Source organism: Citrobacter sp. Cb004 (genome assembly GCF_030337065.1).
Taxonomy (GTDB): Bacteria; Pseudomonadota; Gammaproteobacteria; order Enterobacterales; family Enterobacteriaceae; genus Citrobacter; species Citrobacter braakii.
The window spans coordinates 49,262-74,207 of sequence record NZ_JAOWCH010000065.1; the positions used below are offsets into that span (position 1 = coordinate 49,262).

The 24,946-nt window shown below is 54.0% G+C and carries 27 protein-coding genes and 2 tRNA genes; 23 read left to right on the forward strand and 6 right to left on the reverse strand.

The genetic code is table 11. The features are described from left to right. The first annotated feature begins 55 nt into the window (after positions 1-55). From OGV65_RS15600 to ldtA, 21 genes are all read left to right on the forward strand, one after another. Positions 56-1,435: a cobyrinic acid a,c-diamide synthase CobB gene (locus OGV65_RS15600; RefSeq protein WP_275395389.1), complete on the forward strand. Its 1,380-nt coding sequence runs from the start codon at positions 56-58 to the stop codon at positions 1,433-1,435. Beyond that, positions 1,432-2,391 carry an adenosylcobinamide-phosphate synthase CbiB gene (cbiB, locus tag OGV65_RS15605; RefSeq protein ID WP_286455142.1) on the forward strand — a complete coding sequence of 320 codons (960 nt, stop codon included), beginning with the start codon at positions 1,432-1,434 and terminating at the stop codon, positions 2,389-2,391. Before OGV65_RS15600 ends, cbiB begins: the two co-directional genes overlap by 4 nt. Positions 2,392-2,401: 10 nt before the next feature. Next, entirely contained in the window at positions 2,402-3,034 is a 633-nt protein-coding gene (locus tag OGV65_RS15610; protein WP_008785140.1) for a cobalt-precorrin-8 methylmutase, read from the forward strand. Then, positions 3,031-4,167, forward strand: a complete 1,137-nt coding sequence (cbiD, locus tag OGV65_RS15615; RefSeq protein ID WP_016153523.1) for a cobalt-precorrin-5B (C(1))-methyltransferase CbiD — start codon at positions 3,031-3,033, stop codon at positions 4,165-4,167. The genes OGV65_RS15610 and cbiD overlap by 4 nt, the downstream gene beginning before the upstream one ends. Then, positions 4,161-4,766, forward strand: a complete 606-nt coding sequence (locus OGV65_RS15620) for a cobalt-precorrin-7 (C(5))-methyltransferase (RefSeq protein WP_047357940.1) — start codon at positions 4,161-4,163, stop codon at positions 4,764-4,766. Before cbiD ends, OGV65_RS15620 begins: the two co-directional genes overlap by 7 nt. Beyond that, the gene (locus OGV65_RS15625; RefSeq protein WP_016153521.1) at positions 4,756-5,325 is read left to right on the forward strand and encodes a decarboxylating cobalt-precorrin-6B (C(15))-methyltransferase; all 570 of its coding nucleotides are present in this window, start codon (positions 4,756-4,758) and stop codon (positions 5,323-5,325) included. Before OGV65_RS15620 ends, OGV65_RS15625 begins: the two co-directional genes overlap by 11 nt. Continuing rightward, positions 5,318-6,091 (forward strand): cobalt-precorrin-4 methyltransferase, encoded by a 774-nt coding sequence (locus OGV65_RS15630; RefSeq protein ID WP_003030275.1) that lies wholly within the window; start codon positions 5,318-5,320, stop codon positions 6,089-6,091. The genes OGV65_RS15625 and OGV65_RS15630 overlap by 8 nt, the downstream gene beginning before the upstream one ends. Further along, positions 6,072-7,127: a cobalt-precorrin 5A hydrolase gene (cbiG, locus tag OGV65_RS15635; protein ID WP_016153520.1), complete on the forward strand. Its 1,056-nt coding sequence runs from the start codon at positions 6,072-6,074 to the stop codon at positions 7,125-7,127. The genes OGV65_RS15630 and cbiG overlap by 20 nt, the downstream gene beginning before the upstream one ends. Beyond that, complete coding sequence (locus OGV65_RS15640; protein WP_286455143.1) at positions 7,127-7,852, forward strand: precorrin-3B C(17)-methyltransferase; 726 nt, start codon at positions 7,127-7,129, stop codon at positions 7,850-7,852. Before cbiG ends, OGV65_RS15640 begins: the two co-directional genes overlap by 1 nt. Continuing rightward, positions 7,849-8,634: a cobalt-precorrin-6A reductase gene (locus OGV65_RS15645; RefSeq protein ID WP_047499027.1), complete on the forward strand. Its 786-nt coding sequence runs from the start codon at positions 7,849-7,851 to the stop codon at positions 8,632-8,634. Before OGV65_RS15640 ends, OGV65_RS15645 begins: the two co-directional genes overlap by 4 nt. Before the next feature lie 10 nt (positions 8,635-8,644). Then, positions 8,645-9,439, forward strand: coding sequence for a sirohydrochlorin cobaltochelatase (cbiK, locus tag OGV65_RS15650; RefSeq protein ID WP_046275696.1), 795 nt, complete (start codon positions 8,645-8,647; stop codon positions 9,437-9,439). Beyond that, complete coding sequence (locus tag OGV65_RS15655) at positions 9,436-10,149, forward strand: cobalt-factor II C(20)-methyltransferase (RefSeq protein WP_016156863.1); 714 nt, start codon at positions 9,436-9,438, stop codon at positions 10,147-10,149. The genes cbiK and OGV65_RS15655 overlap by 4 nt, the downstream gene beginning before the upstream one ends. Further along, positions 10,146-10,883: a cobalt ECF transporter S component CbiM gene (cbiM, locus tag OGV65_RS15660; protein WP_016153516.1), complete on the forward strand. Its 738-nt coding sequence runs from the start codon at positions 10,146-10,148 to the stop codon at positions 10,881-10,883. The genes OGV65_RS15655 and cbiM overlap by 4 nt, the downstream gene beginning before the upstream one ends. Positions 10,884-10,885: 2 nt before the next feature. Next, complete coding sequence (locus OGV65_RS15665; RefSeq protein WP_006683999.1) at positions 10,886-11,167, forward strand: energy-coupling factor ABC transporter substrate-binding protein; 282 nt, start codon at positions 10,886-10,888, stop codon at positions 11,165-11,167. Continuing rightward, positions 11,154-11,831 (forward strand): energy-coupling factor ABC transporter transmembrane protein, encoded by a 678-nt coding sequence (locus OGV65_RS15670; RefSeq protein ID WP_200047032.1) that lies wholly within the window; start codon positions 11,154-11,156, stop codon positions 11,829-11,831. The genes OGV65_RS15665 and OGV65_RS15670 overlap by 14 nt, the downstream gene beginning before the upstream one ends. A gap of 8 nt (positions 11,832-11,839) precedes the next feature. Continuing rightward, positions 11,840-12,655, forward strand: coding sequence for an energy-coupling factor ABC transporter ATP-binding protein (locus OGV65_RS15675; RefSeq protein ID WP_046275697.1), 816 nt, complete (start codon positions 11,840-11,842; stop codon positions 12,653-12,655). Further along, positions 12,652-14,172, forward strand: coding sequence for a cobyric acid synthase (locus tag OGV65_RS15680; protein WP_047357945.1), 1,521 nt, complete (start codon positions 12,652-12,654; stop codon positions 14,170-14,172). The genes OGV65_RS15675 and OGV65_RS15680 overlap by 4 nt, the downstream gene beginning before the upstream one ends. After that, complete coding sequence (cobU, locus tag OGV65_RS15685) at positions 14,169-14,714, forward strand: bifunctional adenosylcobinamide kinase/adenosylcobinamide-phosphate guanylyltransferase (RefSeq protein ID WP_286455145.1); 546 nt, start codon at positions 14,169-14,171, stop codon at positions 14,712-14,714. The genes OGV65_RS15680 and cobU overlap by 4 nt, the downstream gene beginning before the upstream one ends. Continuing rightward, positions 14,711-15,454, forward strand: coding sequence for an adenosylcobinamide-GDP ribazoletransferase (gene cobS / locus OGV65_RS15690; protein ID WP_047415506.1), 744 nt, complete (start codon positions 14,711-14,713; stop codon positions 15,452-15,454). The genes cobU and cobS overlap by 4 nt, the downstream gene beginning before the upstream one ends. A gap of 24 nt (positions 15,455-15,478) precedes the next feature. Then, positions 15,479-16,543, forward strand: a complete 1,065-nt coding sequence (gene cobT / locus OGV65_RS15695) for a nicotinate-nucleotide--dimethylbenzimidazole phosphoribosyltransferase (RefSeq protein WP_204551797.1) — start codon at positions 15,479-15,481, stop codon at positions 16,541-16,543. Positions 16,544-16,668: 125 nt separating this feature from the next. Next, positions 16,669-17,598 (forward strand): L,D-transpeptidase, encoded by a 930-nt coding sequence (ldtA, locus tag OGV65_RS15700; RefSeq protein WP_185654816.1) that lies wholly within the window; start codon positions 16,669-16,671, stop codon positions 17,596-17,598. A 23-nt stretch (positions 17,599-17,621) separates the two neighbouring features. Here the strand turns inward: ldtA and OGV65_RS15705 are convergent, their stop codons facing one another. The 5 genes from OGV65_RS15705 to mtfA form a co-directional block, all read right to left on the reverse strand. Next, positions 17,622-18,305, reverse strand: a complete 684-nt coding sequence (locus tag OGV65_RS15705) for an ABC transporter ATP-binding protein (RefSeq protein ID WP_065554950.1) — start codon at positions 18,303-18,305, stop codon at positions 17,622-17,624. A 10-nt stretch (positions 18,306-18,315) separates the two neighbouring features. Then, entirely contained in the window at positions 18,316-20,004 is a 1,689-nt protein-coding gene (locus OGV65_RS15710; protein WP_286455147.1) for an ABC transporter permease, read from the reverse strand. After that, positions 19,988-21,025, reverse strand: coding sequence for an extracellular solute-binding protein (locus OGV65_RS15715; protein WP_286455148.1), 1,038 nt, complete (start codon positions 21,023-21,025; stop codon positions 19,988-19,990). Before OGV65_RS15715 ends, OGV65_RS15710 begins: the two co-directional genes overlap by 17 nt. A gap of 262 nt (positions 21,026-21,287) precedes the next feature. After that, a tRNA-Asn gene (locus tag OGV65_RS15720) sits at positions 21,288-21,363 on the reverse strand. Positions 21,364-21,462: 99 nt separating this feature from the next. Continuing rightward, positions 21,463-22,260 (reverse strand): DgsA anti-repressor MtfA, encoded by a 798-nt coding sequence (gene mtfA / locus OGV65_RS15725; RefSeq protein ID WP_259686339.1) that lies wholly within the window; start codon positions 22,258-22,260, stop codon positions 21,463-21,465. A gap of 93 nt (positions 22,261-22,353) precedes the next feature. On the opposite strand from mtfA, the gene OGV65_RS15730 reads away from it, so the two are divergent. Then, positions 22,354-22,443: transfer RNA gene (locus OGV65_RS15730), tRNA-Ser, on the forward strand. Positions 22,444-22,611: 168 nt separating this feature from the next. Here OGV65_RS15730 and ompC read toward each other — a convergent pair. Next, positions 22,612-23,790: a porin OmpC gene (gene ompC / locus OGV65_RS15735; RefSeq protein ID WP_235117117.1), complete on the reverse strand. Its 1,179-nt coding sequence runs from the start codon at positions 23,788-23,790 to the stop codon at positions 22,612-22,614. A gap of 442 nt (positions 23,791-24,232) precedes the next feature. Between ompC and OGV65_RS15740 the strand changes: the two genes are divergently transcribed. Further along, positions 24,233-24,925, forward strand: coding sequence for a phosphohydrolase (locus tag OGV65_RS15740; RefSeq protein WP_053389322.1), 693 nt, complete (start codon positions 24,233-24,235; stop codon positions 24,923-24,925). Positions 24,926-24,946: the final 21 nt, after the last annotated feature.

The window sequence follows — 24,946 nt, forward strand, 5'->3', positions numbered from 1 at the left end:
ACAGTCGAGAGACTGGGTATCTTTACACCCCTACCACCCTGAACAGGATCAGGGTATGGCGGCCAATTTTCACGCTTTTGTTCTTGCAGGTACCGGAAGCGGCTGTGGTAAAACCACAGTGACTCTGGGCTTGTTGAGCTTGTTGAAAAAACGCGGTTTACGCGTCCAGCCTTGCAAAGTGGGCCCCGATTACCTTGATACCGGCTGGCATACCGCGGTATGCGGCACTGCTTCCCGCAATCTTGATAGCTTCATGCTTCCCGTCCCCACCCTGAATGCTTTATTTCGCGAGCACATGCAACATGCGGATATCGCCGTTATTGAAGGCGTTATGGGGTTGTATGACGGATATGGCACCGACCCAAACTACTGCAGCACCGCCGCGATGGCCAAACAGTTAGGCTGTCCGGTTATCCTACTGGTTGATGGCAAAGCCGTTTCCACCTCGATCGCCGCGACGGTAATGGGGTTTCAGCATTTTGATCCAACCCTGAATATTGCCGGCGTTATTGTTAATCGGGTTAACAGCGAAACGCATTACCAGCTCCTGAAAGTGGCAATTGAGCGTTACTGCGCTGTACCCGTCTTAGGCTACGTTCCCCGTATGGAAGGCGTTGCGCTTCCTGAGCGTCATCTGGGTTTGGTTACCGCGCGTGAGTCGGTTATCAACCAGCAGCCGTGGCAGGCGTTTGCTGCGACGCTGGAGCAAACCCTTGATATCGACGCGCTGCTGAGATTAAGCCAGTTAGACACGCTTCCTGCGGGTGAATGGCCAGCGCTGCCCGCCGCAGACGCCGGGGCAGGGCTAACGCTTGCCATCGCCGATGACGAAGCGTTCAATTTCTACTACCCGGACAACATTACGCTACTGGAGCGCACGGGGCTTAAGATTGTCCGTTTTAGCCCGTTGCACGACACCTGTTTACCCGACTGTCAGATGATCTGGCTGGGGGGGGGCTATCCTGAGTTACATGCTGCGGCGTTGGCCCGTAATATTGCAATGCTTAACCAACTGCGGGCGGCGCACCAGCAGGGTGTCGCGATTTATGCCGAGTGCGGGGGGCTGATGTATCTCGGCAGTTCGCTGGAAGACAGCCAGGGTGATACCTGGCTGATGGCGGATATCATTCCCGGTCACAGCAAAATGGGAAAACGTCTGACCCGATTTGGCTACTGCGAAGCGCAGGCCGCGCAGCAAACGTTGTTAGCTGCAGAAGGCGAAGTGCTGCGCGGACATGAATTCCACTACTCCGATTTTACCCCTGAAACCTCCGCGGTGATGAACTGTCGCAAAGTGCGCGATGGCAAAACGCTGCAAGCCTGGTCCGGCGGCTGGCAGGTGGGAAATACCTTCGCCAGCTATCTACACGTTCATTTTGCTCAACGTCCGCAGATGCTTAACCACTGGCTGGCAGCCGCGAGGAGCGCACTATGACCATCCTCGCGTGGTGTGTTGCCTGGCTGCTTGATTTTATCATCGGCGATCCGCAGAACTGGCCGCATCCGGTGCGCTGGATTGGCAATCTGATTTCTGCGGTGCAGCGAGTTGTTCGGCGTTACTGCCATAGCGACCGTGCGCTACGCATCGGTGGCGGGGTGATGTGGATTGTGGTGGTGGGGCTGACCTGGGTTGTGTCCTGGGGAGTACTGGCGCTGGCGCACTCTATTCATCCCTGGCTTGGTTGGGTGGTGGAGGTCTGGATGATCTATACCGTGCTGGCCGGGCGCTGCCTGGCAAACGCCGCGCAGGATGTCGAGCGTCCGCTACGTGCCGGTAACCTTGCTGCAAGTCGGGAAAAGCTGTCATGGATTGTGGGACGCGATACCTCGCAATTACAGCCACAACAGATCAACCGCGGTGTAGTGGAAACCGTGGCTGAGAACACCGTTGATGGCATCATCGCGCCGCTGTTCTTCTTGCTCCTCGGCGGTGCGCCTCTGGCGATGGCCTACAAAGCGGTAAACACCCTTGACTCCATGGTGGGCTACAAACATGAAAAATACCGCGCTATCGGTATGGTCAGCGCTCGTCTGGACGATGTCGCAAATTATATTCCCGCGAGACTAAGTTGGCTGCTGCTGGGCGCAGCGGCATTTTTATGTCGCCATGACGGCTCGCGTGCTTTGCAGATTGGCTGGCGCGATCGCTACAACCACAGCAGCCCAAACTGCGCGTGGTCAGAAGCGTCCGTTGCCGGGGCATTAGGAATTCGTCTGGGTGGTCCTAATGACTACTTTGGCGAGCGCGTTGAGAAACCGTGGATCGGTGATGCACAACGCGACATTTCGGTAGACGACATTTCCCATACGATTCGATTGATGTGGGTGGCATCGATGCTGGCACTGGCGCTGTTTATTGCGCTGCGGTGGCTGCTGGTCGGTGTGGCCTGAGGACAACACAATGCAATATATCCAGCAACCCCAGGCGATTGAGGCCAAAAGTTTCGACATTATTGGCGAGATCATCCGTGAAACCCGCCCGGACTATCAGTTTGCCAGCCCGTTACATGAAGCCATTATCAAGCGGGTCATTCACACGACAGCGGATTTCGACTGGCTGGACATTCTGTGGTTTTCCAGTGATGTGCTGGAGCAGTTCTGTGCGGCGCTTAGCCGTTCGAGCGTGATTTATACCGATACCACTATGGCCCTTTCCGGGATTAATAAAACGCTGCTGGCAAAATTCGGTGGCGAATGCCGCTGCTACATCAGCGACCCGCGGGTCGTGCGGACGGCAAAAGAGCAGGGCATTACCCGGTCAATGGCGGCCGTTGACATTGCGGTGAAGGAAGAGGGTGAAAAGCTGTTTGTGTTTGGCAACGCGCCGACAGCGCTGTTCCGCCTGCTTGAGCATGATGTGGCCGTCAGTGGCGTCGTTGGCGTACCGGTTGGGTTCGTCGGTGCAGAAGAGTCGAAAGATGCACTGACCCAAAGCAATCTACCCGCCATTGCTGCGTTAGGTCGTAAAGGGGGAAGTAACGTCGCCGCCGCGATCGTCAACGCCATGCTTTATCACATGCAGGGGGCGCGATGAGCGAGTCCTTCGATACGCCTGTGTGGCACAACGGTAAAGCGCTGCGTAAAGGATATACCACGGGATCGTGCGCGACGGCGGCGGCAAAAGTGGCGGCGCTGATGGTATTGCGCCAGCACCTGATCCATCAGGTTTCTATCGTGACGCCATCAGGTGTGACGCTGTGTCTGAACGTAGAGTCACCGCATATCGAAGGACAGCAGGCGATAGCCGCCATCCGCAAAGACGGTGGCGATGATGTGGATGCCACCCACGGCATGCTGATTTTTGCCCGCGTGACGTTAAACGATAGCAAAGAGATAACCCTTCAGGGCGGGGAAGGCGTTGGCACGGTAACCCGCAAAGGGATCGGCCTGCCGGTGGGCAGTTCGGCGATTAATCGCACACCTCGCCAGACCATTGAGTCTGCGGTTCGTGAGGCGATTGGTCCGAATCGTGGGGCGCAAATTGAAATTTTCGCGCCGGAAGGCGAAGAGCGGGCGCAAAAAACCTACAACTCCCGCCTTGGCATTCTGGGCGGCATTTCGATCATTGGTACGACTGGGATCGTCACGCCGATGTCAGAAGAAAGCTGGAAACGTTCACTGTCGCTGGAGCTGGAAATTAAGCGAGCGGCGGGGCTGGAGCGTGTCGTACTGGTACCAGGAAACCACGGCGAACGTTTTGTGCGTGAGCAGATGGGGATCGACACCCAGGTTGTGGTCACTATGAGCAATTTTGTCGGCTACATGATTGAAGAAGCCGTCCGTCTGGGGTTCCGACAAATTGTGCTGGTGGGACACCCTGGTAAGCTCGTCAAAATTGCGGCGGGGATCTTTCATACCCACAGCCATATTGCCGATGCTCGCATGGAAACGCTGGTGGCCCACCTCGCGTTACTGGGGGCGCCGCTGGAACTGCTCACGCTGGTCAGCGACTGCGATACCACCGAGGCGGCGATGGAACACATAGAAGCATACGGTTTTCAGCACATTTACAACCATCTGGCTAAGCGCATCTGTATGCGCGTCCTGCAAACGTTGCGCTTTACCAAAAATCCCCCGACCTGTGACGCCATCATGTTCTCTTTTGATAATCAGGTGCTTGGAAGTAATCGCCCGGTCGCAGAGATTGCTGAGGAGATGCAATGTTAACCGTTGTAGGGATGGGACCAGCCGGTTTGCATTTGATGACGCCTGCGGCGCGTGAAGCGGTCGCAACGGCTGATGTTCTGGTCGGTGGAAAGCGACATTTGCAGCAATTCCCGGATTTTACCGGTGAACAGTTTGTTCTCGGCGCCAATATTCTCGAACTCTTGAACTGGATTTGCGCGCACCAGGAGCAACGCGTTGTGGTGCTGGCATCTGGCGATCCGCTGTTTTACGGCATCGGGACGCGCATGGTGGCGCATTTCGGTATTGAAAATGTGCGCATTATTCCCGGTATTAGCGCGGTGCAGTACCTGTGTGCGCAGTCCGGTATTGATATGAACGATATGTGGCTGACCAGTAGCCATGGTCGCAGCGTCTGTTTCGATGAACTGGCGCGACATAACAAGGTGGCGATGGTGACAGATGCGCAGTGCGGCCCGCGTGAAATTGCGCAGCAGCTCATTGCACGAGGCAAGGGACATCGCTGGATGGTGATTGGCGAAAACCTGGCAATGGAAAACGAACGGATCCATTTCCTGCCTGTGAGCGAAGTTAACGCCGACTATGACATGAATGCAGTGGTGATCCTTGATGAAAGATGAGCTGTTTTTACGTGGAGAGAAAGTGCCGATGACCAAAGAAGCGGTACGTGCACTTGCCCTCTCAAAACTTGAATTACACCGCGCCAGTCACCTGATTGATATTGGCGCAGGAACCGGCAGCGTGTCGATAGAAGCCGCGCTGCAATACCCTGGATTGCGCGTGACGGCAATCGAGCGTAACCCGGCGGCGCTCAGGTTATTGGATGAAAACCGCCAGCATTTTGCCTGTGCAAACATCGACATTTTTCCCGGTGTTGCACCGATGACCATCGCTGAAAAAGCCGATGCCATTTTCATGGGCGGCAGCGGTGGCCATTTGACTGAACTGATTGACTGGTCAATGCGTCAATTGCATCCCGCAGGGCGGCTGGTGATGACATTCATCCTCCAGGAAAACCTCAACACCGCGCTGGCACATCTGGACCATCTTGGCGTACCGGGAGTGGATTGCCTGCAGCTACAGGTTTCCTCGCTTACCACGCTTGGCAGTGGTCACTATTTCAAACCGAATAACCCCGTATTTGTTATCGCCTGTCAGAAGGAAGGAAACCATGTCTGAGATTTTTGATCCCCGTAGCGTGTGGTTTGTTGGCGCAGGTCCTGGCGATCGCGAGCTGATTACCCTCAAAGGTTACCGGTTGCTACAGCAGGCGCAGGTTGTTATCTACGCCGGATCGCTGATTAACACCGAACTGCTGGAATATTGTCCTGCTGGTGCTGAATGCCACGACAGCGCTGAACTGCATCTGGAGCAGATCCTTGATCTGATGGAAGCCGGAGTGAAAGCGGGTAAGACCGTGGTGCGTCTGCAAACCGGCGATGTTTCGCTGTACGGTTCCGTGCGCGAGCAGGGCGAGGAACTGACCAAACGCGGGATTGACTGGCAGGTGGTGCCCGGCGTCAGCGCATTCCTTGGTGCGGCGGCGGAGTTGGGCGTTGAGTATACCGTGCCTGAGGTCTCACAGAGCCTGATCATTACCCGCCTGGAAGGACGCACGCCGGTGCCGGAGCGCGAACAGCTGGAGTCATTTGCCAGTCACCAGACATCTATGGCGATTTACCTGTCCGTTCAGCGTATTCATCGTGTGGCCGAGCGTTTGATTGAAGGCGGTTATCCGGCGACCACGCCCGTGGCGGTGATCTACAAGGCAACCTGGCCGGAAAGCCAGACTGTGCGCGGTACCCTGGCGGATATTGGCGACAAGGTTCGTGATGCGGGCATCCGTAAAACGGCCCTTATTCTGGTCGGTAATTTCCTGGGCTCGGAGTATCACTACTCCAAACTCTATGCGGCGGACTTTAGCCATGAATACCGTAAAGCCTGAGTCAATTGCGCTTTTTTGCCTGACCCCGGGAGGCGTTACGCTGGCAAAACGTCTGGCAGCCATGCTGCCGGTCACCTGTTTTACCAGTGAAAAGCTGCTGGAGGAGGGATTCATTCCTTTCGAAAACGGCTTTGCGAATACTGCCCGCGAAGCGTTTGCGAATTACTCGGCGCTGATTTTTATCGGTGCGACCGGCATTGCGGTGCGCGTGCTGGCCCCGCTGGTCAACGACAAATTTTGCGATCCGGCGGTGGTAGTCATTGATGAACGCGCCCAGCATGTCATCAGCCTGCTCTCCGGTCACGCGGGCGGTGCCAATGCGCTGGCGCGGTATCTGGCGGGCATGTTGGGCGCCGATCCGGTGATCACCACGGCGACGGATGTCAACGATATGGCGGCACTGGATACGCTGGCATTTCAACTGAATGCCCGGATGAGTGATTTCCGTTCGGCGGTGAAGATCGTTAATCAGATGCTGGTCAGTAATAAGCGGGTTGGGCTGTGGTGGGATGATGAACTGACGCAGGATGTCAGTCATTGCGACCGGCGCGGTTTTATCACGGTAACCGATCTCAATCAGCTTCCTGAACTAGATGCGCTGGTGTGTATCACCTTACGCACCAACTTACCCGATCTGCCTGTTCCGCATTGGAAGCTGGTGCCGCAGCGTGTTGTGGCCGGAATTGGTTGTCGTCGTGACACGCCGTTCCCGTTGCTGGCCGCGCTGCTTGCCAGGCAACTCGAAGCCCAGCAGCTCGATCCGCTGGCGCTAAAAGCGATTGGCAGTATCACGCTGAAAAAAGATGAACAGGGACTTATCCAACTGGCTTCGTGCTGTCGCGTTCCTTTCGAAACCTTTACTGCTGACGCGCTGCGTGAGCATGAACACCGTTTTCCGGCCTCATCGTTTGTTCGCAAAACGGTGGGTACAGGAAGCGTTTCCGGTCCTGCAGCCTGGCTGCTGAGCCACGGAAAACTGTTAGGCGAGACCCTGCGAGAACAGGGCGTCACTATCACTTTGGGAGTTTCACACTGATGTTAAGCGTAATTGGAATTGGCCCTGGCTCGCAGGCAATGATGACCATGGAAGCCGTTGAAGCATTGCAGGCAGCGGAAATCATCGTTGGCTATAAAACCTACACCCACCTGGTAAAAGCGTTCACTGGCGACAAGCAGGTGATCAAAACCGGGATGTGCAAAGAGATTGAACGCTGCCAGGCGGCGATCGAACTGGCGCAGGCAGGTCACAATGTGGCGCTGATCAGCAGCGGTGATGCAGGGATTTACGGTATGGCCGGGCTGGTGCTTGAGCTGGTCAGCAAGCAAAAGCTGGACGTTGAGGTCAGGCTGATCCCAGGAATGACGGCCAGTATTGCCGCCGCCTCTTTGCTGGGTGCGCCGTTGATGCACGACTTCTGCCACATCAGCTTGAGCGATCTGTTAACACCGTGGCCAGTTATCGAAAAACGCATAGTGGCTGCCGGCGAAGCAGACTTTGTAATCTGTTTCTACAACCCGCGCAGTCGGGGTCGCGAAGGACATCTGGCGCGCGCATTTGAGCTGCTTTCTACCAGCAAGAGCGCGCAAACGCCGGTGGGTATTGTGAAGTCAGCCGGACGTAAAAAACAGGAAAAATGGTTGACCACCCTGGGTGAAATGGACTTTGAACCGGTTGATATGACCAGCATTGTGATTGTTGGCAACAAAACAACCTATGTTCAGGACGGTCTGATGATCACGCCACGAGGTTATGTGCTGTGAATTACGGTGATGTGTTGGTCATGGGCGGTACCAGCGATGCGCGCATGCTGTGCCAGCAACTGGACGCAGCCAATGTGGCCTACACCCTGTCAGTTGCGACGCCAACGGGGAAGCAGCTGGCGGGAGATATCAAAGGTCAGGTGCGCTGCGGGCGTCTGGAGCGCGAACAAATGATTGCCTGGCTACAGGAAAATCGGACGCGCTGGGTGATAGACGCCTCGCATCCGTATGCCGAGGTGGTGAGCCGCAACATCATGAACGCCTGCGAAGCGGCGGGGGTACTGCTGAGCCGCTATCAACGTCCTGAGCAGTTGAGCGGTTTAACTCACCCGCAGCTTCATACCGTTCAGAGTATTCAGCAAGCCTGCGAGGTTGCGCGCCGTTTCGGCGACCGCGTGCTGCTGACGACCGGCAGTAAAGATCTGGCTATCTGGCGCGAAGGGTTGCCTGAAAAAACGCTGCTGGCGCGCGTCCTACCTGTACCCGAGGTTATTCAGCAATGCGCGGACCTGGGATTTGGCGTCGGTGAGATTTTTGCATTGTGCGGGCCGTTTAGCGCCGAGTTCAACGCTGCGTTTTATCGCCAGTGTCAGGCTGATGTGGTGATCACTAAGGCATCCGGTGCGGAAGGTGGTTATCAGGAAAAAGTTCAACCCTGTCTGGATGCTGGTATCCCCTGCATCGTGATTACACGTCCGGCACCGTTGGTGACGGGAGAAGAGTTACTGGAAAGTCAGGCCGCCTTTGGGGCGCGTTTAACGCGCTGGTTGGCCGCTGCTTAAGGAGTTAGAGATGAAAAAGGCGCTTCTGGTGGTCAGCTTTGGCACCAGCTATCACGACACCTGTGAGAAAAATATTGTGGCTTGTGAGCGCGATCTCGCAGCCAGTTGCCCTGACCGCGACCTGTTTCGGGCGTTTACCTCCGGGATGATTATCCGCAAGCTCAAGCAGCGCGACGGCATTGAGATCGACACGCCGCTGCAGGCACTGCAAAAGCTGGCGGAGCAGGGGTATCAGGACGTGGCTATTCAGTCGTTGCACATTATCAACGGTGATGAATACGAAAAAATTGTCCGCGAAGTGCAAAGCATGCGCCCGCTTTTTTCTCGCCTGACGCTGGGTGTTCCGCTGCTGAGCAGCCATGACGATTACGCCCAGCTGATGCTGGCGCTGCAACAGCAAATGCCAGTGCTTGGCGAAAATGAAAAAGTGGTGTTTATGGGACACGGTGCCAGCCATCATGCCTTTGCTGCCTATGCCTGCCTCGACCATATGATGACGGCACAGCGCTACCCGGCGCGGGTTGGGGCGGTGGAAAGCTACCCGGAAGTCGATGTGCTGATTGAAAGTTTGTCTCAGGAAGGGGTGACGGCGGTGCATCTGATGCCGCTGATGTTAGTTGCTGGCGATCATGCCATCAATGATATGGCCTCTGACGAAGAGGATTCGTGGAAAACATTGTTCAATGCGGCCGGGATACCGGCTACGCCGTGGCTCAGTGGTCTGGGTGAGAATCCTGCGGTTCGCGCTATGTTCGTGGCGCATTTACAACAGGCGCTTAATGTGGCGCTGGAGGAAGCAGCATGAGCGGAAAACTGTACGCATTAAGCACCGGGCCTGGCGCTTCCGATCTTATCACCGTGCGGGCCGCACGCACGCTGGGTACGCTGGATATTCTCTATGCACCCGCCGGGCGCAAAGGTGGCGACAGTCTGGCTCTGTCGATCGTACGTGAATATATCGGCGAGCAGACCGAAGTTCGCTGCTGCCATTTTCCTATGAGTGCTGACAGCGCCGAAAAAGAGGCGGTATGGGATGACGTTGCGGCCGCGCTGGTTCAGGAAGTCGAAGCGGGTAAGCAGGTGGGCTTTATTACTCTCGGCGACGCCATGCTGTTTAGCACCTGGGTTTTTTTACTCCAGCGTATTGGCTGTCCTGACTGGTTAGAAATTGTCCCGGGCGTGACCTCTTTCGCTGCGATTGCCGCGCGGTCAAAAACGCCGCTCGCCATGGAGCAACAGTCACTGGCCGTGGTCTCTTGTACCGCGCCGGAAGCGGAAATCCAGCAGGCGTTAAAGCAGCATGACAGTCTGGTGCTGATGAAGGTTTACGGTCGTTTTGCGCGCATCAAAGCGCTGCTGCAACAAGAGGGTTTGTTGGGCTGTGCATTGATGATGTCTGAAGCCACGCTGCCGGGTGAACAGTGCTGGCGTCATCTCGATGAGGTGAGCGACGATCAGCCGCTGCCTTATTTCTCGACCATTCTGGTCAATAAACAGTGGGAGTATGCACAATGAAGCTTGAACAACAGCTAAAACAGCTGTCTTTCAGCGGGTTGGCTGCGGCGCTATTACTGATGGTTGTTCCTGAACAAGCGTTCGCCATGCACATAATGGAAGGTTTCTTGCCGCCGATGTGGGCGCTGGCCTGGTGGCTGCTGTTTTTGCCGTGCCTGTGGTACGGGCTGGTGCGGCTGCGCCAAATCGTGCAGGAAGATAGTCACCAAAAAGTGTTACTGGCTCTGTGCGGCGCGTTTATTTTTGTGCTGTCGGCGCTGAAAATTCCTTCTGTTACCGGAAGTTGCTCGCACCCTACCGGGGTAGGCCTGGCGGTTATCCTGTTTGGACCGGGCGTGGTGGCAATCCTTGGGGCAATCGTCCTGCTGTTCCAGGCGCTGTTACTGGCGCACGGTGGTTTGACAACGCTTGGCGCTAACGGCATGTCGATGGCGGTGATTGGCCCGGTAGTGGGTTACATGGTATGGAAAATGGCCTGCCGTGCGGGGTTGCGTCGTGATGTTTGCGTCTTCCTGTGCGCGATGCTGGCGGATCTCGTCACCTATTTCGTGACCTCGGTGCAACTGGGCGTGGCGTTCCCGGACCCATCCGCCGGTGCTACGGGTTCAATCATCAAGTTCATGGGGATTTTCTGCCTGACGCAGATCCCAATTGCGATAGCGGAAGGTCTGCTCACCGTAATGATTTATGACCAGTTAACCAAACGGCAGTTGATTACCGCTCAAGGACATTAACGATGAAAAAGACGCTGATTTTGTTAGGGATGGTAGTGGCGCTGGTGATCCTGCCGTTCTTTATCAACCATGGTGGAGAGTACGGCGGCTCAGACGGTGAGGCGGAGAGTCAGATTCAGGCAATTGCCCCACATTATGAGCCGTGGTTCCAGCCGTTGTATGAACCGGCAAGCGGTGAGATTGAAAGCCTGCTGTTTACGCTCCAGGGATCGCTGGGCGCAGCCGTGATTTTCTACATTCTGGGTTACACCAAGGGCAGGCAACGCCGTGATGACCGGGCTTGACAGGCTTAGCTATCAAAGCCGCTGGTTTCATGTCTCACCCGTGCGGAAATTTCTGCTCTGGCTGATGATGATGATTCTGGCGTTTACTCTGCCCCCGTTGGGGCAGGGTATTGAGCTGTTACTGATTGCCGCGCTGAGCTGCTGGCTGCTGCGCATTTCCTTCTGGCGCTGGTGTCGCTGGATGGCATTACCGTTTGGTTTTCTGACGGTCGGTGTCGTGACCATTCTGTTTAGTTTTAGCCGCGATCCGCAGACGCTGCTGGCCTGCATCCCCGTTGGAAGCTATTGGTTAGGCGTTAGCGCGCCAGGGCTTGTCACCGCCAATGAAACCTTTTGGCGCAGCCTGGCTGCGCTGGCTGCGACGTTCTGGCTGGTACTGAATCTGCCGTTTCCGCAATTGATTATCTTACTCAAACGCGCGCACGTTCCTCGCCTGCTCACTGAGCAGATCCTGCTAACCTGGCGCTTTATTTTTATCCTGTTAGACGAGGCGCTGGCTATTCATCGCGCACAAACGCTACGTTTTGGTTATCGTAGCTTGCCGCTGGGCTATCGCTCGCTGGCGATGCTGGTGGGATTGCTGTTTACCCGCGTGTTGATCCGCTACCAGCAAATGACCACCACACTGGATATCAAACTGTATCAGGGTGATTTTCACCTGTAAGGAAAAGTATGCTTGCCACTTCAGCGCTTTGGTTTCGCTATCAGGATGACCCGATCCTCAAAGGGCTAACGCTGGACTTTTCAACGCATGCCGTCACCGGGCTGGTAGGTGCTAATGGCTGCGGGAAATCCACGCTGTTTATGAACCTGAGTGGTTTACTGCGTCCGCAGGAAGGCGCGGTGATGTGGCAAGGCAAACCGCTGGATTACAGCAAGCGCGGCCTGCTGGCGCTGCGTCAGCAGGTGGCAACCGTATTTCAGGATCCCGACCAGCAAATTTTTTATACCGATATCGACAGCGATATTGCTTTCAGCCTGCGCAACCTTGGGGTGGATGAAGCTGAAATCTCCCGCCGGGTGGATGATGCGCTCACGCTGGTTGATGCCCAGCATTTTCGCCATCAGCCTATTCAGTGTTTAAGCCACGGGCAAAAAAAACGTGTGGCGATTGCCGGGGCGTTGGTGTTGCAGGCGCAGTATTTGCTACTGGATGAACCTACTGCGGGCCTTGACCCATCAGGCCGCACGCAGATGATTGAGATAATCAAACGCATCGTAGCGCAAGGAAACCACGTGGTTATCTCCAGCCATGATATCGATCTTATCTATGAAGTCAGCGATGCAGTGTACGTTTTACGCCGGGGTGAAGTGCTAACGCACGGCTCGCCGGGTGATGTGTTTGCCCGGACGGATCTTATTGAACAAGCGGGATTAACTCAGCCCTGGCTGGTGAAGCTGCATACCGAGCTGGGCTTCCCGCTGTGTAAAACAGAGGCTGAATTTTTTAGCTGTATGCGAGAGAACGCACTGAAGGAGGCGTCATGACGCAGGCAATAATGTTGCAGGGAACGGCATCTGATGTAGGTAAAAGCGTGTTGGTCGCCGGTCTGTGTCGAATTTTTTATCAGGATGGACTGCGTACCGCACCGTTCAAATCGCAGAACATGGCGCTGAACTCTGGCATTACGCCAGAGGGCAAAGAGATGGGCCGCGCGCAAATTTTTCAGGCTGAGGCCGCCGGTATTACGCCAGATGTGCGTATGAATCCGGTGCTGCTTAAGCCGACCAGCGATCGTAAAGCGCAGGTTGTGCTGATGGGCAAAGTGGCAACCGATATGGATGCGGTGAGCTACCACGAGTACAAACCGAAACTACGGGATCAAATCCTGTCTGTTTATAACAGTCTGGCGCAGGAGTTCGATGTGCTGGTACTCGAAGGGGCGGGAAGCCCGGCTGAGATTAACCTGCGCGATCGCGATATCGTCAATATGGGGATGGCTGAAATGGCGCAGTGCCCTGTCGTTCTGGTGGCGGATATCGACCGCGGCGGGGTGTTCGCCTCCATTTACGGCACGCTGGCGCTACTGCACGACCATGAACGCGCCAGGGTAAAAGGGGTGATCATCAATAAATTTCGCGGTGATGTGGCGTTGCTGTATTCCGGGATTGAGCAAATTGAAGCGCTGACCGGCGTTCCGGTCCTGGGCGTCATGCCATGGCTGGACGTTGATCTGGAAGATGAAGATGGCGTTGCGCTGCAAAAGGGCAAATATTTGCGCACAGACAAACGCGACATCGATATCGCCGTTGTTCAGATACCACACATTTCTAACTTTACTGATTTCAATGCGCTTGCCGCACAGCCGGATGTGCGCGTGCGCTATGTTCGCCAGCCTGAAGAGTTGGCGGGGGCCGATCTGGTGATTCTGCCCGGCAGCAAAAACACCCTGGGCGATCTGGTGTGGCTGCGTGAAAGCGGGATGGCGCATGGCGTGGTGCAATTACATCGTAATAACGTACCCGTGGTGGGGATTTGCGGTGGCTATCAAATGCTCGGCGAAACCATCATTGATGAAGTTGAGTCAGGACTCGGTACGTTGCCGGGTCTGGGCTTGCTCAATACCGTAACGCATTTTGCCCAGCACAAAACCACGACCCTGGTTGAGGGACAAATGTCCTCCTCGCTGCCGGACTGGCTGGCGGGTACCGCGGGATTATCCGTTCGCGGTTATGAAATTCATATGGGCGAAACGGCATTAACCGAGGAATGCCGGTCGGTGATGACGCTGCGTAAAGACGGTGGCAACGTGGCTGATGGCGCGGTCACTGCCGATGGCCTGGCGTTCGGCACCTATCTTCACGGTCTGTTCGACAGCGATGAATTTACCCGTGCGCTGGTTAATGGCCTGCGAGAACGTAAAGGGTTAGCGCCGCTGGATTCCACCTTCCATTACGCGCAATATAAATCGCAGCAGTTTGATCTGCTGGCGGATGCGATGCGGCAACACATCGATATTGAGAAAATTTATACCATCATGCAGCAACACCGGGAGCCAGTATGACGATTCTGGTGACTGGCGGCGCACGAAGCGGCAAGAGTCGGCATGCGGAAGCGCTGATCGCAGATTCTCCAAACGTTTTGTATATCGCGACTTCGCAGATTTTTGATGAGGAGATGGCTGCGCGAATTCAGCATCATCGTGACGGACGTCCTGCGCACTGGCGGACAGCCGAACGCTGGCAACATCTCGATGAACTGATTACGGCAGCAAACGATCCACAAGAAGCCATTCTGCTGGAGTGCATCACCACGATGGTGACCAACCTGCTGTTTGCGCTGGGCGGTGATAGCGACCCGGATAGCTGGGATTACGCGGCGATGGAGCAATCTATTGAGGATGAAATTCGTTCGCTGATTGCGGCCTGTCAGCGCTGTCCGGCCAGGGTGGTGCTGGTCACTAACGAAGTCGGAATGGGGATTGTTCCGGAGAACCGTCTGGCACGGCATTTTCGCGATATTGCAGGACGTGTGAACCAGCGACTGGCGGCGGCGGCTGATGAGGTCTGGCTGGTGGTATCAGGAATTGGAGTCAAAATTAAATGAGTAAGTTGTTCTGGGCAATGCTCTCTTTTATTAGTCGCTTGCCCGTTCCTGCTCGCTGGTCGCAAGGACTGGATTTCGAGCACTATTCACGTGGCATTGTGATGTTCCCGCTAATTGGCGTGGTGCTGGGAGGGCTGACGGGGCTGGTCTTTATGGCGCTGCAGCCCTGGTGTGGTGTGCCGTTGGCGGCCCTGTTTGCAGTCCTCACGCTGGCGTTATTAACCGGGGGATTTCATCTCGACGGTCTGGCGGATACCTGTGACGGTATTTTTTCGGCCCGTCGACGTGAGCGGATGCTGGAAATCATGCGTGACAGCCGCCTGGGGACCCACGGTGGACTGGCGTTAATTTTCGTGTTGCTGGCGAAAGTGCTGGTGGTGAGCGAACTGGCTTTGCGGGGCACGCCGATGCTGGCGGCGCTTGCAGCCGCTTGTGTCGCCGGGCGGGGTACCGCTGTTTTACTGATGTATCGACATCGCTACGCCCGCGAAGAAGGGCTGGGCAATGTCTTTATCGGTAAAGTCACCGGGCGTCAAACCTGCGTCACGTTGGGATTTGCGGCGATCCTGGCTGCCGTGCTTCTTCCTGGCATGCGCGGCGTGGCGGCGCTGGTTATCACGATAGTGGCGATTTTTATTCTTGGGCAGTTATTAAAACGCACGTTGGGTGGGCAGACCGGCGATACGCTGGGCGCAGCCATTGAACTTGGCGAGTTGATTTTCCTGCTGGCTCTGCTCTGAGTCAGCCAACATACTGGAACCCTTATGCAGACTTTAACCTCTTTACTCCGCGCAATCCCTTCACCTGATAGTGCTGCGATGCTGCGTGCACAGCAGCATGTCGATGGCTTGCTTAAACCGCCAGGAAGTCTTGGTCGACTCGAGTCGCTCGCCGTGCAACTGGCCGGAATGCCGGGTCTGAAGGGCGTACCGCATGTGAATGGCAAAGCGATGCTGGTGATGTGCGCCGATCACGGTGTATGGGATGAAGGGGTTGCCGTTTCGCCTAAAATCGTCACGGCTATTCAGGCTGCTAATATGACGCGTGGGACGACAGGCGTTTGTGTGCTGGCCGCTCAGGCGGGGGCAAAGGTACATGTGATTGATGTCGGCATCGATGCTGAGCTTATCCCTGGCGTGGTGAATATGCGCGTGGCGCGCGGCTGCGGCAATATTGCACAAGGCCCGGCAATGAGTCGTTCGCAGGCCGAGGAGCTGCTGCTGGAGGTTATCCGCTATACCCATGAGCTGGCCAAAGATGGCGTAACGCTGTTTGGCGTCGGTGAACTTGGTATGGCAAATACGACACCAGCGGCGGCAATCGTCAGCGTGCTGACCGGCAGCGATGCCGAGGATGTGGTAGGCATCGGCGCTAACCTGCCGCTTTCAAGAGTAGGCAATAAAGTCGATGTTGTGCGGCGAGCAATTGCCGTCAATCAACCGGATCGCAATGACGGTATTGATGTGCTGGCTAAGGTAGGCGGGTTTGATCTGGTCGGCATGGCGGGTGTGATGTTGGGGGCGGCCTCCTGCGGCCTGCCGGTCGTGCTGGACGGTTTTCTCTCTTATTCCGCTGCGCTGGCGGCCTGCCAGATTGCGCCGCAGATTAAACCTTACCTGATCCCGTCACATTTCTCCGCCGAGAAGGGGGCTCGCACCGCGCTGGCGCATCTTGAACTGGAGCCGTATCTCAATATGGGGATGCGTTTGGGCGAAGGCAGCGGGGCCGCGCTGGCGATGCCGATTGTTGAAGCCGCCTGTGCAATGTACAACAACATGGGGCAGCTTGCCGCCAGTAACATTGTGCTTCCGGATGGTAAGGAAGCATAGTTACGTGAGTTCCTGACCCCGCCTTATGGCGGGTTTTTTTATGCGGATTTTAGGCGTAACCCACTAAAACAGATAATAAAAGCTATAATAAACGGATATCTGCTGCGGCGAAGGAAAGGAAAAAAATGCGTCGTGTAAAACTGCTTTGTTCACTCATTATGCTGCTCGTGAGTCAGAGCGCGCAGGCGGTGAGTTATCCGCTCCCGCCTGAAGGCAGTCGCCTGGTGGGGAGCCCTTTGACCATTACGGTACCTTCAGGAAACACTCAGCCGTTGGAAGCTTTTGCCGCGCAGTACGGACAGGGGTTGAGCAATATGCTGGAGGCCAATCCCGGCGTGGATGTTTTTCTGCCTAAGTCTGGCTCGACGCTGGTTGTGCCACAGCAACTGATATTACCGGATACTGTACGCGAGGGGATCGTAATCAACGTCGCAGAAATGCGCCTTTACTATTATCCCGCTGGCAGCAATACGGTTGAGGTTTTACCCATTGGCATTGGCCAGGCGGGCAGAGAAACGCCGCGTAACTGGGTGACGGCGGTAGAACGTAAGCAGGAAGCACCAAGCTGGACGCCTACGCCGAATACCCGGCGCGAATACGCAGCACGTGGGGAAAGCCTGCCGGCGTTTGTTCCTGCCGGGCCAGATAACCCGATGGGACTGTATGCGATTTATATCGGCAGGCTTTATGCCATTCATGGCACAAATGCGAATTTCGGTATTGGTCTGCGGGTAAGTCAGGGGTGTATCCGTTTGCGTAATGACGACATTAAATATCTGTTTGATACCGTACCGGTAGGGACGCGTGTGCAACTGATAGACCGACCGGTGAAATACAGCGTAGAGCCGGACGGTAGTCGCTGGGTGGAAGTGCATGAACCACTGTCACGAAACCGATCGGAATACGAGTCTGACAGAAAAGTTCCCTTGCCAGTCACCCCCGCGCTGCGCACCTTCATCAGCGGGAATGACGTGGATATGAGTCGCGGAAATCAGGCACTGGAAAGACGCTCCGGCATGCCGGTGAATATCAGTCTGACTCAGACCCATTACTAATTTTCAAGGCGACCCTGTGACCCTTAGCCTGAGTGGGTCGCTTTTTTAATTTGATACTGGCCCATTTTTACCACGCCAATATGGTCTGCCATTAGCTGCGCCTCGTGTTCGCTGTGTGTAACCAGCAGTGCCGTTTGCCCGGCGGCACGCAAAATATCCCGCACCTCGTTGCCAAGACGCTCACGCGTGCGCTTATCAAGGCTGGAGAAAGGCTCATCGAGCAGCAGGATTTCCGGATGCGGCGCCAGCGCGCGCGCAAGAGCGATACGCTGCTGTTGACCGCCGGACAGTTCATGCGGATAACGGCTGGCATGACTGTGCAACTCCACCATTTTTAACAGCTCCGCCACCCGGACCTGCTGCTGCTCACGCGGCATACGTCGTAACCCAAAGGCCACATTTTGTTGCGCCGTCAGGTGAGGGAATAGCGCATATTCCTGAAAGACCATGCCGACATGCCGTTTTTCCGGCGGCAGATGAACACCTGAACCGGCAACGCGGCGTTGCGACACATAGATCTCTCCGCTTCGCAGCCGTTCAAATCCGGCAACTGCGCGTAACACTGTGGTTTTTCCGCAACCTGAAGCGCCCAGTAGACAGGCGATCTCTCCTTTACGTACCGACATTGAAAACCCGCTCAGCACCGATTGCTGGCTGTTGCCGTAGGCAACGTGCACATCCTGGAGTCGTAATGCAATTTCTGACATTGTTACTCTCTTAACCACGGCGAGTCATCTGGTGACGCACCAACAAAATAACCGGTAGCGTGCCAGCTAAAACAATCATTAGCGCGGCGATAGCACCTTCTTCATAGGTTCCACGGGCGGCTTCTGCATACAGCAACGTTGCCAGCGTTTCGAAGTTTACCGGGCGCAACAGCAACGTTGTTGGCAGTTCTTTCATAGCATCGGCAAAAACCAGCAGGGCGCTACTCACTAACGCCGGGCGCAGCAATGGGAAATGAACTCGTGCAAATGTGCCGGCACCATTCTCACCCAACAGACGAGAAGCCTGCTCCAGCGAAGGCGGAATTCGGCCCAGGCCGGAATCCAGTGCGCCGATAGCGATCGCCTGGAAACGCATGGCACAACAAATTACCAGCAGGATCCCGGCGGACATCAGCGGCAGGCCGCGAACATCCAGTAAATCTGCCAGCCAGCGGTCGACTGCCATGGCGGGGGTTAAAAAACCAATCGCCAGAATTGTACCGGGAACCGCGTAGCCTAAAGAAGCCAGACGCATCACACCACGGCGAAATCCTGACATCGCGTTGTCTGCGGCGCTATGCCGCGCGCTCCAGGCCACCAACATACTGACGCAAACCACCACCAACGTGGTTCCCGCGGCCAGTGATAACGTATTTTGTAATGCAGACAGTAACGAGGAGGATATAGGGCTCTCATCATCTATACGTTTGGCGCTTTCCCAGATTAAAAACAGCACCGGGGCCAGAAAGCCCAGCACAACCGGCAGCGAAATAACGACACCGAGTAGCCAGCCACGCCAGCCTTGCACGCGGGTGGGTTGAATTTCCCGCAGGCTACGGCTGCTGAATCCCTGTTTTCTGCGGCCATAAAATTCCAGCGTCAGAATAAAGAATATAAACATCAGCATCATGCAGGCGATTTGCGCTGCGGCAGATAAATCAGAGCGAGAGATCCATGTGGTGTATACGGTAACGGTTAACGTTTGTACCCCGAGAAACTCCGACGCGCCAATATCGTTAAGCGTCTCCAGCAACGCCAGACTGATCCCGACGGCCAGTGCCGGGCGTGCCATGGGGAGTGCAACACGAAAAAAGGTCCCGGTCGCGCTGCATCCCAACGTACGCGCTGCTTCCAATAGATGGGCCGGCTGGCTGATAAACATGGCGCGGGTTGTCAGGTACACGTAAGGATAAAGCACTAATCCGAGCAAGATTATTGCGCCGGAAAGGGAACGTAAATCGGGCAGACGGAACTGTCGCGGGTTGTCAAAGCCCAGTATAAAACGGATAAAGGTTTGCAGGGGGCCAATCGGATGCAGCAGATCGAGCCATGCAAAGGCAACGATGTAGGTCGGCATTGCCAGCGGCAACAGCAGCGCCCAACTGAGAATTTTTCGCCCAGGGAAATCCCATGCCGTTACCGCCCATGCGCTGCCTACGCCAATGACGCCAACCATTATCGCGACACCCGCTAGCAACAGCACGGTGTTTTTTAGCGCTGAAGGCAGTACATATGTCATAAGATTATCCCAGTGGGATAAATCAGCCTGAGTGGCCTGCCAGATCAGCGCAACGATGGGGGTCAGGACGCCAAGCGCGACGCACAACGCGCCAAGATGCAACGGCGTTAATAATGACTGCGGCCCGGAAACCAGGCCGCGTAACGTCGGAAACTGCAGCGGTTTATTGATCGAATCCAACTTTATCTACCATCAAACTAGCTTGTTTACGATACTTCACGATCTCGGTGAGCGGCGTTTTATCGACGTCGATTTCACCGATTGTGGCGCTAATGACCGGGTCAAGCGTTACGCCTTTCAGTACTGGATATTCAAAGTTCGCTTTCGCATACTGCTGCTGGGCAGGCGCGGAAACCAGATATTCCATCAGCTTAACGGCATCGGCTTTATTTGGCGCATAGCGGGCAACGGCAGCGCCGCTGATGTTGACGTGCGTACCGCCATTTTCAAAGGTTGGTTTAACGACTTTAATGGCATCGCCCCACTGACGAGCATCGCTGCCTTCTTTGGCGTTTTTCATATGACCGACATAATAGGAGTTGGCCAGGCCGATATCACAAATTCCACCGAGGATATCGCGGGCAACATCGCGATCGCCGCCGGTGGCTTTACGCGCCAGGTTAGCCTTTACGCCGCGTAGCCATTCTTCAGTTTTAGCTTCACCATGATGGGCAATCATCGCGGCGATCAGCGCCGTGTTGTAGGGGTGCTGACCGGAACGAATACAAACTTTACCTTTGTATTCTGGGCTGGCGAGCTGTTCGTAATGCCAGTTATCGATTGGCAGCGACTTCTCGGCATACAGTACGCGGGCGCGCATAGAAAGCGCAAACCACTGATTATCCGCGCCGCGCAGATTCGCCGGAATGGCGGCTTTCAGCGCTTCTGACTCTACCGGCTGGGTGACGCCGGCTTCAACTAAATCGATGAGATTTCCGGCATCGACGGTCATCAGCAGGTCGGCAGGGGAGTTTTTGCCTTCAGCCTTAACACGCTCCAGCATACCGTCTTTGATATAGACCGTACTTACTTTGATACCGCTGGTTTTAGTCCAGCTATCAAGTAAAGGCTGGATCAGGCCCGGTTCACGGGTGGTGTAAAGCGTTAACGTTTCCTGAGCGAAAGCCGGCAGGCTGACAGAGAAGAGGAGGGCAGAGGCAAGCGTGATACGGCGCAATCCGGTGCGAGTCAGAGCATTCATCGTTTTTATCCCAGAGTAATTGGAACATACAGTGAACCGAGTCGGGGCTCGTTCTTTTGGCTCGCGTACAATAAATGATAATCACTAGCACTTACAATAATTGCAAAGTTTAAACGATTTACATTTACACAACTTTAATCAACGATGTGATGCGGCATGGAATGGGGAGTTATGGCAGACTGAGCGCTCATAGAGGCAGCTTTTACACAGACGTGAAAAGCAAAAAGCCCGCTTAAGTTTCCTTAAGCGGGCTTCTTAAATTTGGCTCCTCTGACTGGACTCGAACCAGTGACATACGGATTAACAGTCCGCCGTTCTACCGACTGAACTACAGAGGAATCGTGTGAACGAGGCGCATATTACTGACCTCATCATGAGGTGTCAACAGTAAAATTAGCGCGTCATTTCAATTGGTTAATTAATCTTCAAATTCAGTGTTAATGCGTGTTTGGTGAGCGATAATCGTCGTCTCCCCGGGTATCGCGTAACCGCTCCATGGGGTTCTGGCGATAAAACTGGATGAAACGCTGCCATAAGGCAGGAAAACGCGGAGCAAATAATTCAGGAGCACTGAAAAAATACTCCGATAGCACGGCAAAGCATTCAGCAGGATCGGTCGCTGCGTAGGCATCTATACTGCACGCAGTTTCTCCAACCAGATCGATCTCATCCTGAATATTGTTCATTGCAGCATGCAGGTCGTGTTCCCAACCGGCGATATCGCGCAGGGGAATCGCCGGAATACCGCTGGCACGATCGCCATTACGCATATCAAGCTTGTGCGCCACTTCATGGATGATCAGATTAAAGCCGGAGGCATCAAAGGAATCCTGAATATCAAGCCAGTTGAGGATTATCGGGCCTTGTTGCCAACTCTGCCCGGACTGTACCACGCGTTGATTATGCACCAGCCCAATATCGTCTTCCCATTCATCGTCTACGACAAATGGGGCAGGGTAGATGAGAACTTCATGAAACCCGTCGAGCCACTCAATCCCCATTTCCAGAACAGGTAAACAGAATAGCAGAGCTATGCGCGCACTTTTTAGTGGGTCCAGCTCAAACCCCTGAAGAGCGACTAATCTTTTTTGTTGTAAAAAGCGCTCGGCCAGGGCAATAAGTCTGGCTTGTTCTTGCTCGGTGAGATTCACCAAAAGGGGAATAGCCAGGGCGTTGTCCCACGGCCAATCGTCACTCCGGGTTGCTTCTTGTTCTTTCCAGGGCCACTTAATCATCGTTTTGCTCGCAAACTCGTCACTTGAACGAAATTGACGGAACTGGGTCTGTTAAAATGCCAAATTACCTGGCATCATGGCAACCGCCAAAACGGAGAGATGCCAGAGCGGCTGAATGGACCGGTCTCGAAAACCGGAGTAGGGGTAACTCTACCGGGGGTTCAAATCCCCCTCTCTCCGCCACTATTCAAGCACTTGCACGCCTTGCTTTCAACGACAGTTCTCATGGATGTCTTTTTCTTTGAGTATCCTCACAAGTTTATCGTTGTAATGCTCGTGTGGTAAAAAATACGCTTCGTATAAAGAAAAAGCCCGCTTTATAAAAAGCGGGCTTGCCTGTTTGCGCATCAATTAGAACTGATAGACTAAACCAACGGCAACGATGTCATCTGTCGCAATACCATTGCTTTCATAGAAGTTGTCGTCTTCGTCCAGCAGGTTGATTTTATAATCAACATAGGTGGACATGTTTTTATTGAAGTAGTAAGTCATCCCCACATCAACATATTTAACTAGATCTTTGTCGGTGTAGCGTGGATTGCCATTGCCGTCGTATTCCCAGCCACCTAAATCAACGCCTTTAGACATCAGGAAAGAAACTGCTGGGCGCAGACCAAAATCAAACTGATATTGAGCGGTCGCTTCAAAGTTTTGCGTTTTGTTAGCGATACCGCCAGCAAATCCATCACCTGAACCGTAATAGGTCATATTGCGAGTTTCAGAATACATGGCTGCCAGGTAAACGTTGTAGGCATCATATTTAGCGCCAACGGTCCAGGCATCTGCTGTTTCACCGCCAGCGTAGCTATTGACATGAGTACTATCGCCACGGCCACGGGAAACCTGGTCATTGGTACGGTCAGAGCTGGAGTATGCGGCACCCAGGCTCAAACCGAAGTCGAAGTCATAGGAGGTAGACATACCGAAACCGTCGCCATTTTCTTTCGCCAGTTTTCTACCTTTACTATTACCAGAACCTTCTTGATTTGCGCTGCTACCTTCGTTGTTACCCTGGTACTGCAAGGCAAAGTTCAGACCATCAACCTGACCAAAGAAGCCTTTATTACGGTAGGTAGCAACACCGTTGGTACGACCGGTCATATAGACGTCGGTCTGGGCATAAGTATCACCCCCAAATTCCGGCAGCATATCGGTCCAGGCTTCTACGTCATAGACGACGCCATAGTTACGACCGTAATCAAAGGTACCGTTCTCACCAAATCCAAAGCCCGCGAAAGCCAGACGAGTCCATGAATCGCCTTTGTCACCATCGGTGCCGTTGGCTTGAATGTTATATTCCCACTGACCATAGCCAGTTAGGATATCGTTGATTTGCGTTTCGCCTTTGAAACCCAGACGTGCATAGGTCTGATCGCCGTCGCTGCCTGCGTCGTCAGAGAAATAACGCAGAGCAGCAACTTTACCGTACAGATCCAGTTTATTGCCGTTCTTATTATAAATTTCAGCCGCATTTGCTGCGCTTGCAGCTAATAAGGCAGGGAGAAGCAGTGCCATTACTTTTCTTTTCATTATGTATTCCCTTTATATAATAATTAAAATGAATATGTAACGCTATCTGAAAGACTACATTTGAATACTATCTATGAAGTTCATTTAATTTTAAATATAACATGTAACAAATGTATTTAAGATATTTCAAAATATTTCACTATCGCTTTTTAATAATTAAAATAGTATGTAATTTGAATTAATATTAACCATATAAATGTATTTTTTATCATATGGTTATGATTTTGGGTTTTTTATATGCTTAATTGTATATTATTGATATTTGTTATTTATTTTGCATGCGAGATTATAATTGAACTGCTTGTTTTGAATAATGGATTTATATATTCGTGAGGGTGATGGTTATTAAAGGAATGATATGTGGTGATGATAAAAAGCGTCGACGGTAGTCTGACATGAGAATTGTTGCTAAGGTTGTTTTCTTTCTGCGAAGAGCGAGAGTATGGAACTACAGTACTGGCAGTCGAAATTTGAAGCCTGGTTACGTGACAATCATTCCGGGCACGACGCTGCCCATGACATCTTTCATTTTCGTCGCGTCTGGATGACATCACAAAAGTTGAGCATGGATGTGACCGTAGACTGGCTGGTGGTGCTGACGGCGTGCTACTTCCACGATCTCGTCAGTTTGCCGAAGAACCATCCCGATCGTCATCGTTCGTCGGTACTGGCAGCCCAGGAAACGCGTCGCGTTTTGAAGCGTGATTTCCCTGATTTCCCACAACAACGATTACCTGCCGTGTGCCATGCTATTGAGGCGCACAGTTTCAGCGCCAAAATCGTACCAGAAACCCTTGAAGCCAAAATCGTGCAGGATGCTGACCGGCTTGAGGCGTTGGGCGCAATTGGTTTAGCACGGGTATTTGCCGTGTCCGGCGCGTTAGGCGTGGCGCTGTTTGATGCGGAAGATCCGTTTGCCCGACAGCGTAGCCTTGATGATAAACAGTACGCACTCGATCACTTCCAGACCAAATTGTTGACGCTGCCGCTGACGATGCAAACTGAACACGGTCGGCATTTGGCGCAACATAATGCTGACTTCTTACTGACGTACATGGCGAAGCTGAGTGCGGAGTTAAAAGGAGAATATGAAATGCTGGATCTTGACGCGATTCAACCCTTTAAGCTGCGTTAGTCGCCAGTACAGCCGCAACGT

Excerpts from the sequence above, each read along its gene's own strand:
- OGV65_RS15600 (WP_275395389.1), top strand. The coding sequence starts at position 56 with ATGGCGGCCAATTTTCACGCTTTTGTTCTTGCAGGTACCGGAAGCGGC.
- cbiB (WP_286455142.1), top strand. The coding sequence starts at position 1,432 with ATGACCATCCTCGCGTGGTGTGTTGCCTGGCTGCTTGATTTTATCATC.
- OGV65_RS15610 (WP_008785140.1), top strand. The coding sequence starts at position 2,402 with ATGCAATATATCCAGCAACCCCAGGCGATTGAGGCCAAAAGTTTCGAC.
- cbiD (WP_016153523.1), top strand. The coding sequence starts at position 3,031 with ATGAGCGAGTCCTTCGATACGCCTGTGTGGCACAACGGTAAAGCGCTG.
- OGV65_RS15620 (WP_047357940.1), top strand. The coding sequence starts at position 4,161 with ATGTTAACCGTTGTAGGGATGGGACCAGCCGGTTTGCATTTGATGACG.
- OGV65_RS15625 (WP_016153521.1), top strand. The coding sequence starts at position 4,756 with ATGAAAGATGAGCTGTTTTTACGTGGAGAGAAAGTGCCGATGACCAAA.
- OGV65_RS15630 (WP_003030275.1), top strand. The coding sequence starts at position 5,318 with ATGTCTGAGATTTTTGATCCCCGTAGCGTGTGGTTTGTTGGCGCAGGT.
- cbiG (WP_016153520.1), top strand. The coding sequence starts at position 6,072 with ATGAATACCGTAAAGCCTGAGTCAATTGCGCTTTTTTGCCTGACCCCG.
- OGV65_RS15640 (WP_286455143.1), top strand. The coding sequence starts at position 7,127 with ATGTTAAGCGTAATTGGAATTGGCCCTGGCTCGCAGGCAATGATGACC.
- cbiK (WP_046275696.1), top strand. The coding sequence starts at position 8,645 with ATGAAAAAGGCGCTTCTGGTGGTCAGCTTTGGCACCAGCTATCACGAC.
- OGV65_RS15655 (WP_016156863.1), top strand. The coding sequence starts at position 9,436 with ATGAGCGGAAAACTGTACGCATTAAGCACCGGGCCTGGCGCTTCCGAT.
- cbiM (WP_016153516.1), top strand. The coding sequence starts at position 10,146 with ATGAAGCTTGAACAACAGCTAAAACAGCTGTCTTTCAGCGGGTTGGCT.
- OGV65_RS15665 (WP_006683999.1), top strand. The coding sequence starts at position 10,886 with ATGAAAAAGACGCTGATTTTGTTAGGGATGGTAGTGGCGCTGGTGATC.
- OGV65_RS15670 (WP_200047032.1), top strand. The coding sequence starts at position 11,154 with ATGACCGGGCTTGACAGGCTTAGCTATCAAAGCCGCTGGTTTCATGTC.
- OGV65_RS15675 (WP_046275697.1), top strand. The coding sequence starts at position 11,840 with ATGCTTGCCACTTCAGCGCTTTGGTTTCGCTATCAGGATGACCCGATC.
- OGV65_RS15680 (WP_047357945.1), top strand. The coding sequence starts at position 12,652 with ATGACGCAGGCAATAATGTTGCAGGGAACGGCATCTGATGTAGGTAAA.
- cobU (WP_286455145.1), top strand. The coding sequence starts at position 14,169 with ATGACGATTCTGGTGACTGGCGGCGCACGAAGCGGCAAGAGTCGGCAT.
- cobS (WP_047415506.1), top strand. The coding sequence starts at position 14,711 with ATGAGTAAGTTGTTCTGGGCAATGCTCTCTTTTATTAGTCGCTTGCCC.
- cobT (WP_204551797.1), top strand. The coding sequence starts at position 15,479 with ATGCAGACTTTAACCTCTTTACTCCGCGCAATCCCTTCACCTGATAGT.
- ldtA (WP_185654816.1), top strand. The coding sequence starts at position 16,669 with ATGCGTCGTGTAAAACTGCTTTGTTCACTCATTATGCTGCTCGTGAGT.
- OGV65_RS15705 (WP_065554950.1), bottom strand. The coding sequence starts at position 18,305 with ATGTCAGAAATTGCATTACGACTCCAGGATGTGCACGTTGCCTACGGC.
- OGV65_RS15715 (WP_286455148.1), bottom strand. The coding sequence starts at position 21,025 with ATGAATGCTCTGACTCGCACCGGATTGCGCCGTATCACGCTTGCCTCT.
- mtfA (WP_259686339.1), bottom strand. The coding sequence starts at position 22,260 with ATGATTAAGTGGCCCTGGAAAGAACAAGAAGCAACCCGGAGTGACGAT.
- ompC (WP_235117117.1), bottom strand. The coding sequence starts at position 23,790 with ATGAAAAGAAAAGTAATGGCACTGCTTCTCCCTGCCTTATTAGCTGCA.
- OGV65_RS15740 (WP_053389322.1), top strand. The coding sequence starts at position 24,233 with ATGGAACTACAGTACTGGCAGTCGAAATTTGAAGCCTGGTTACGTGAC.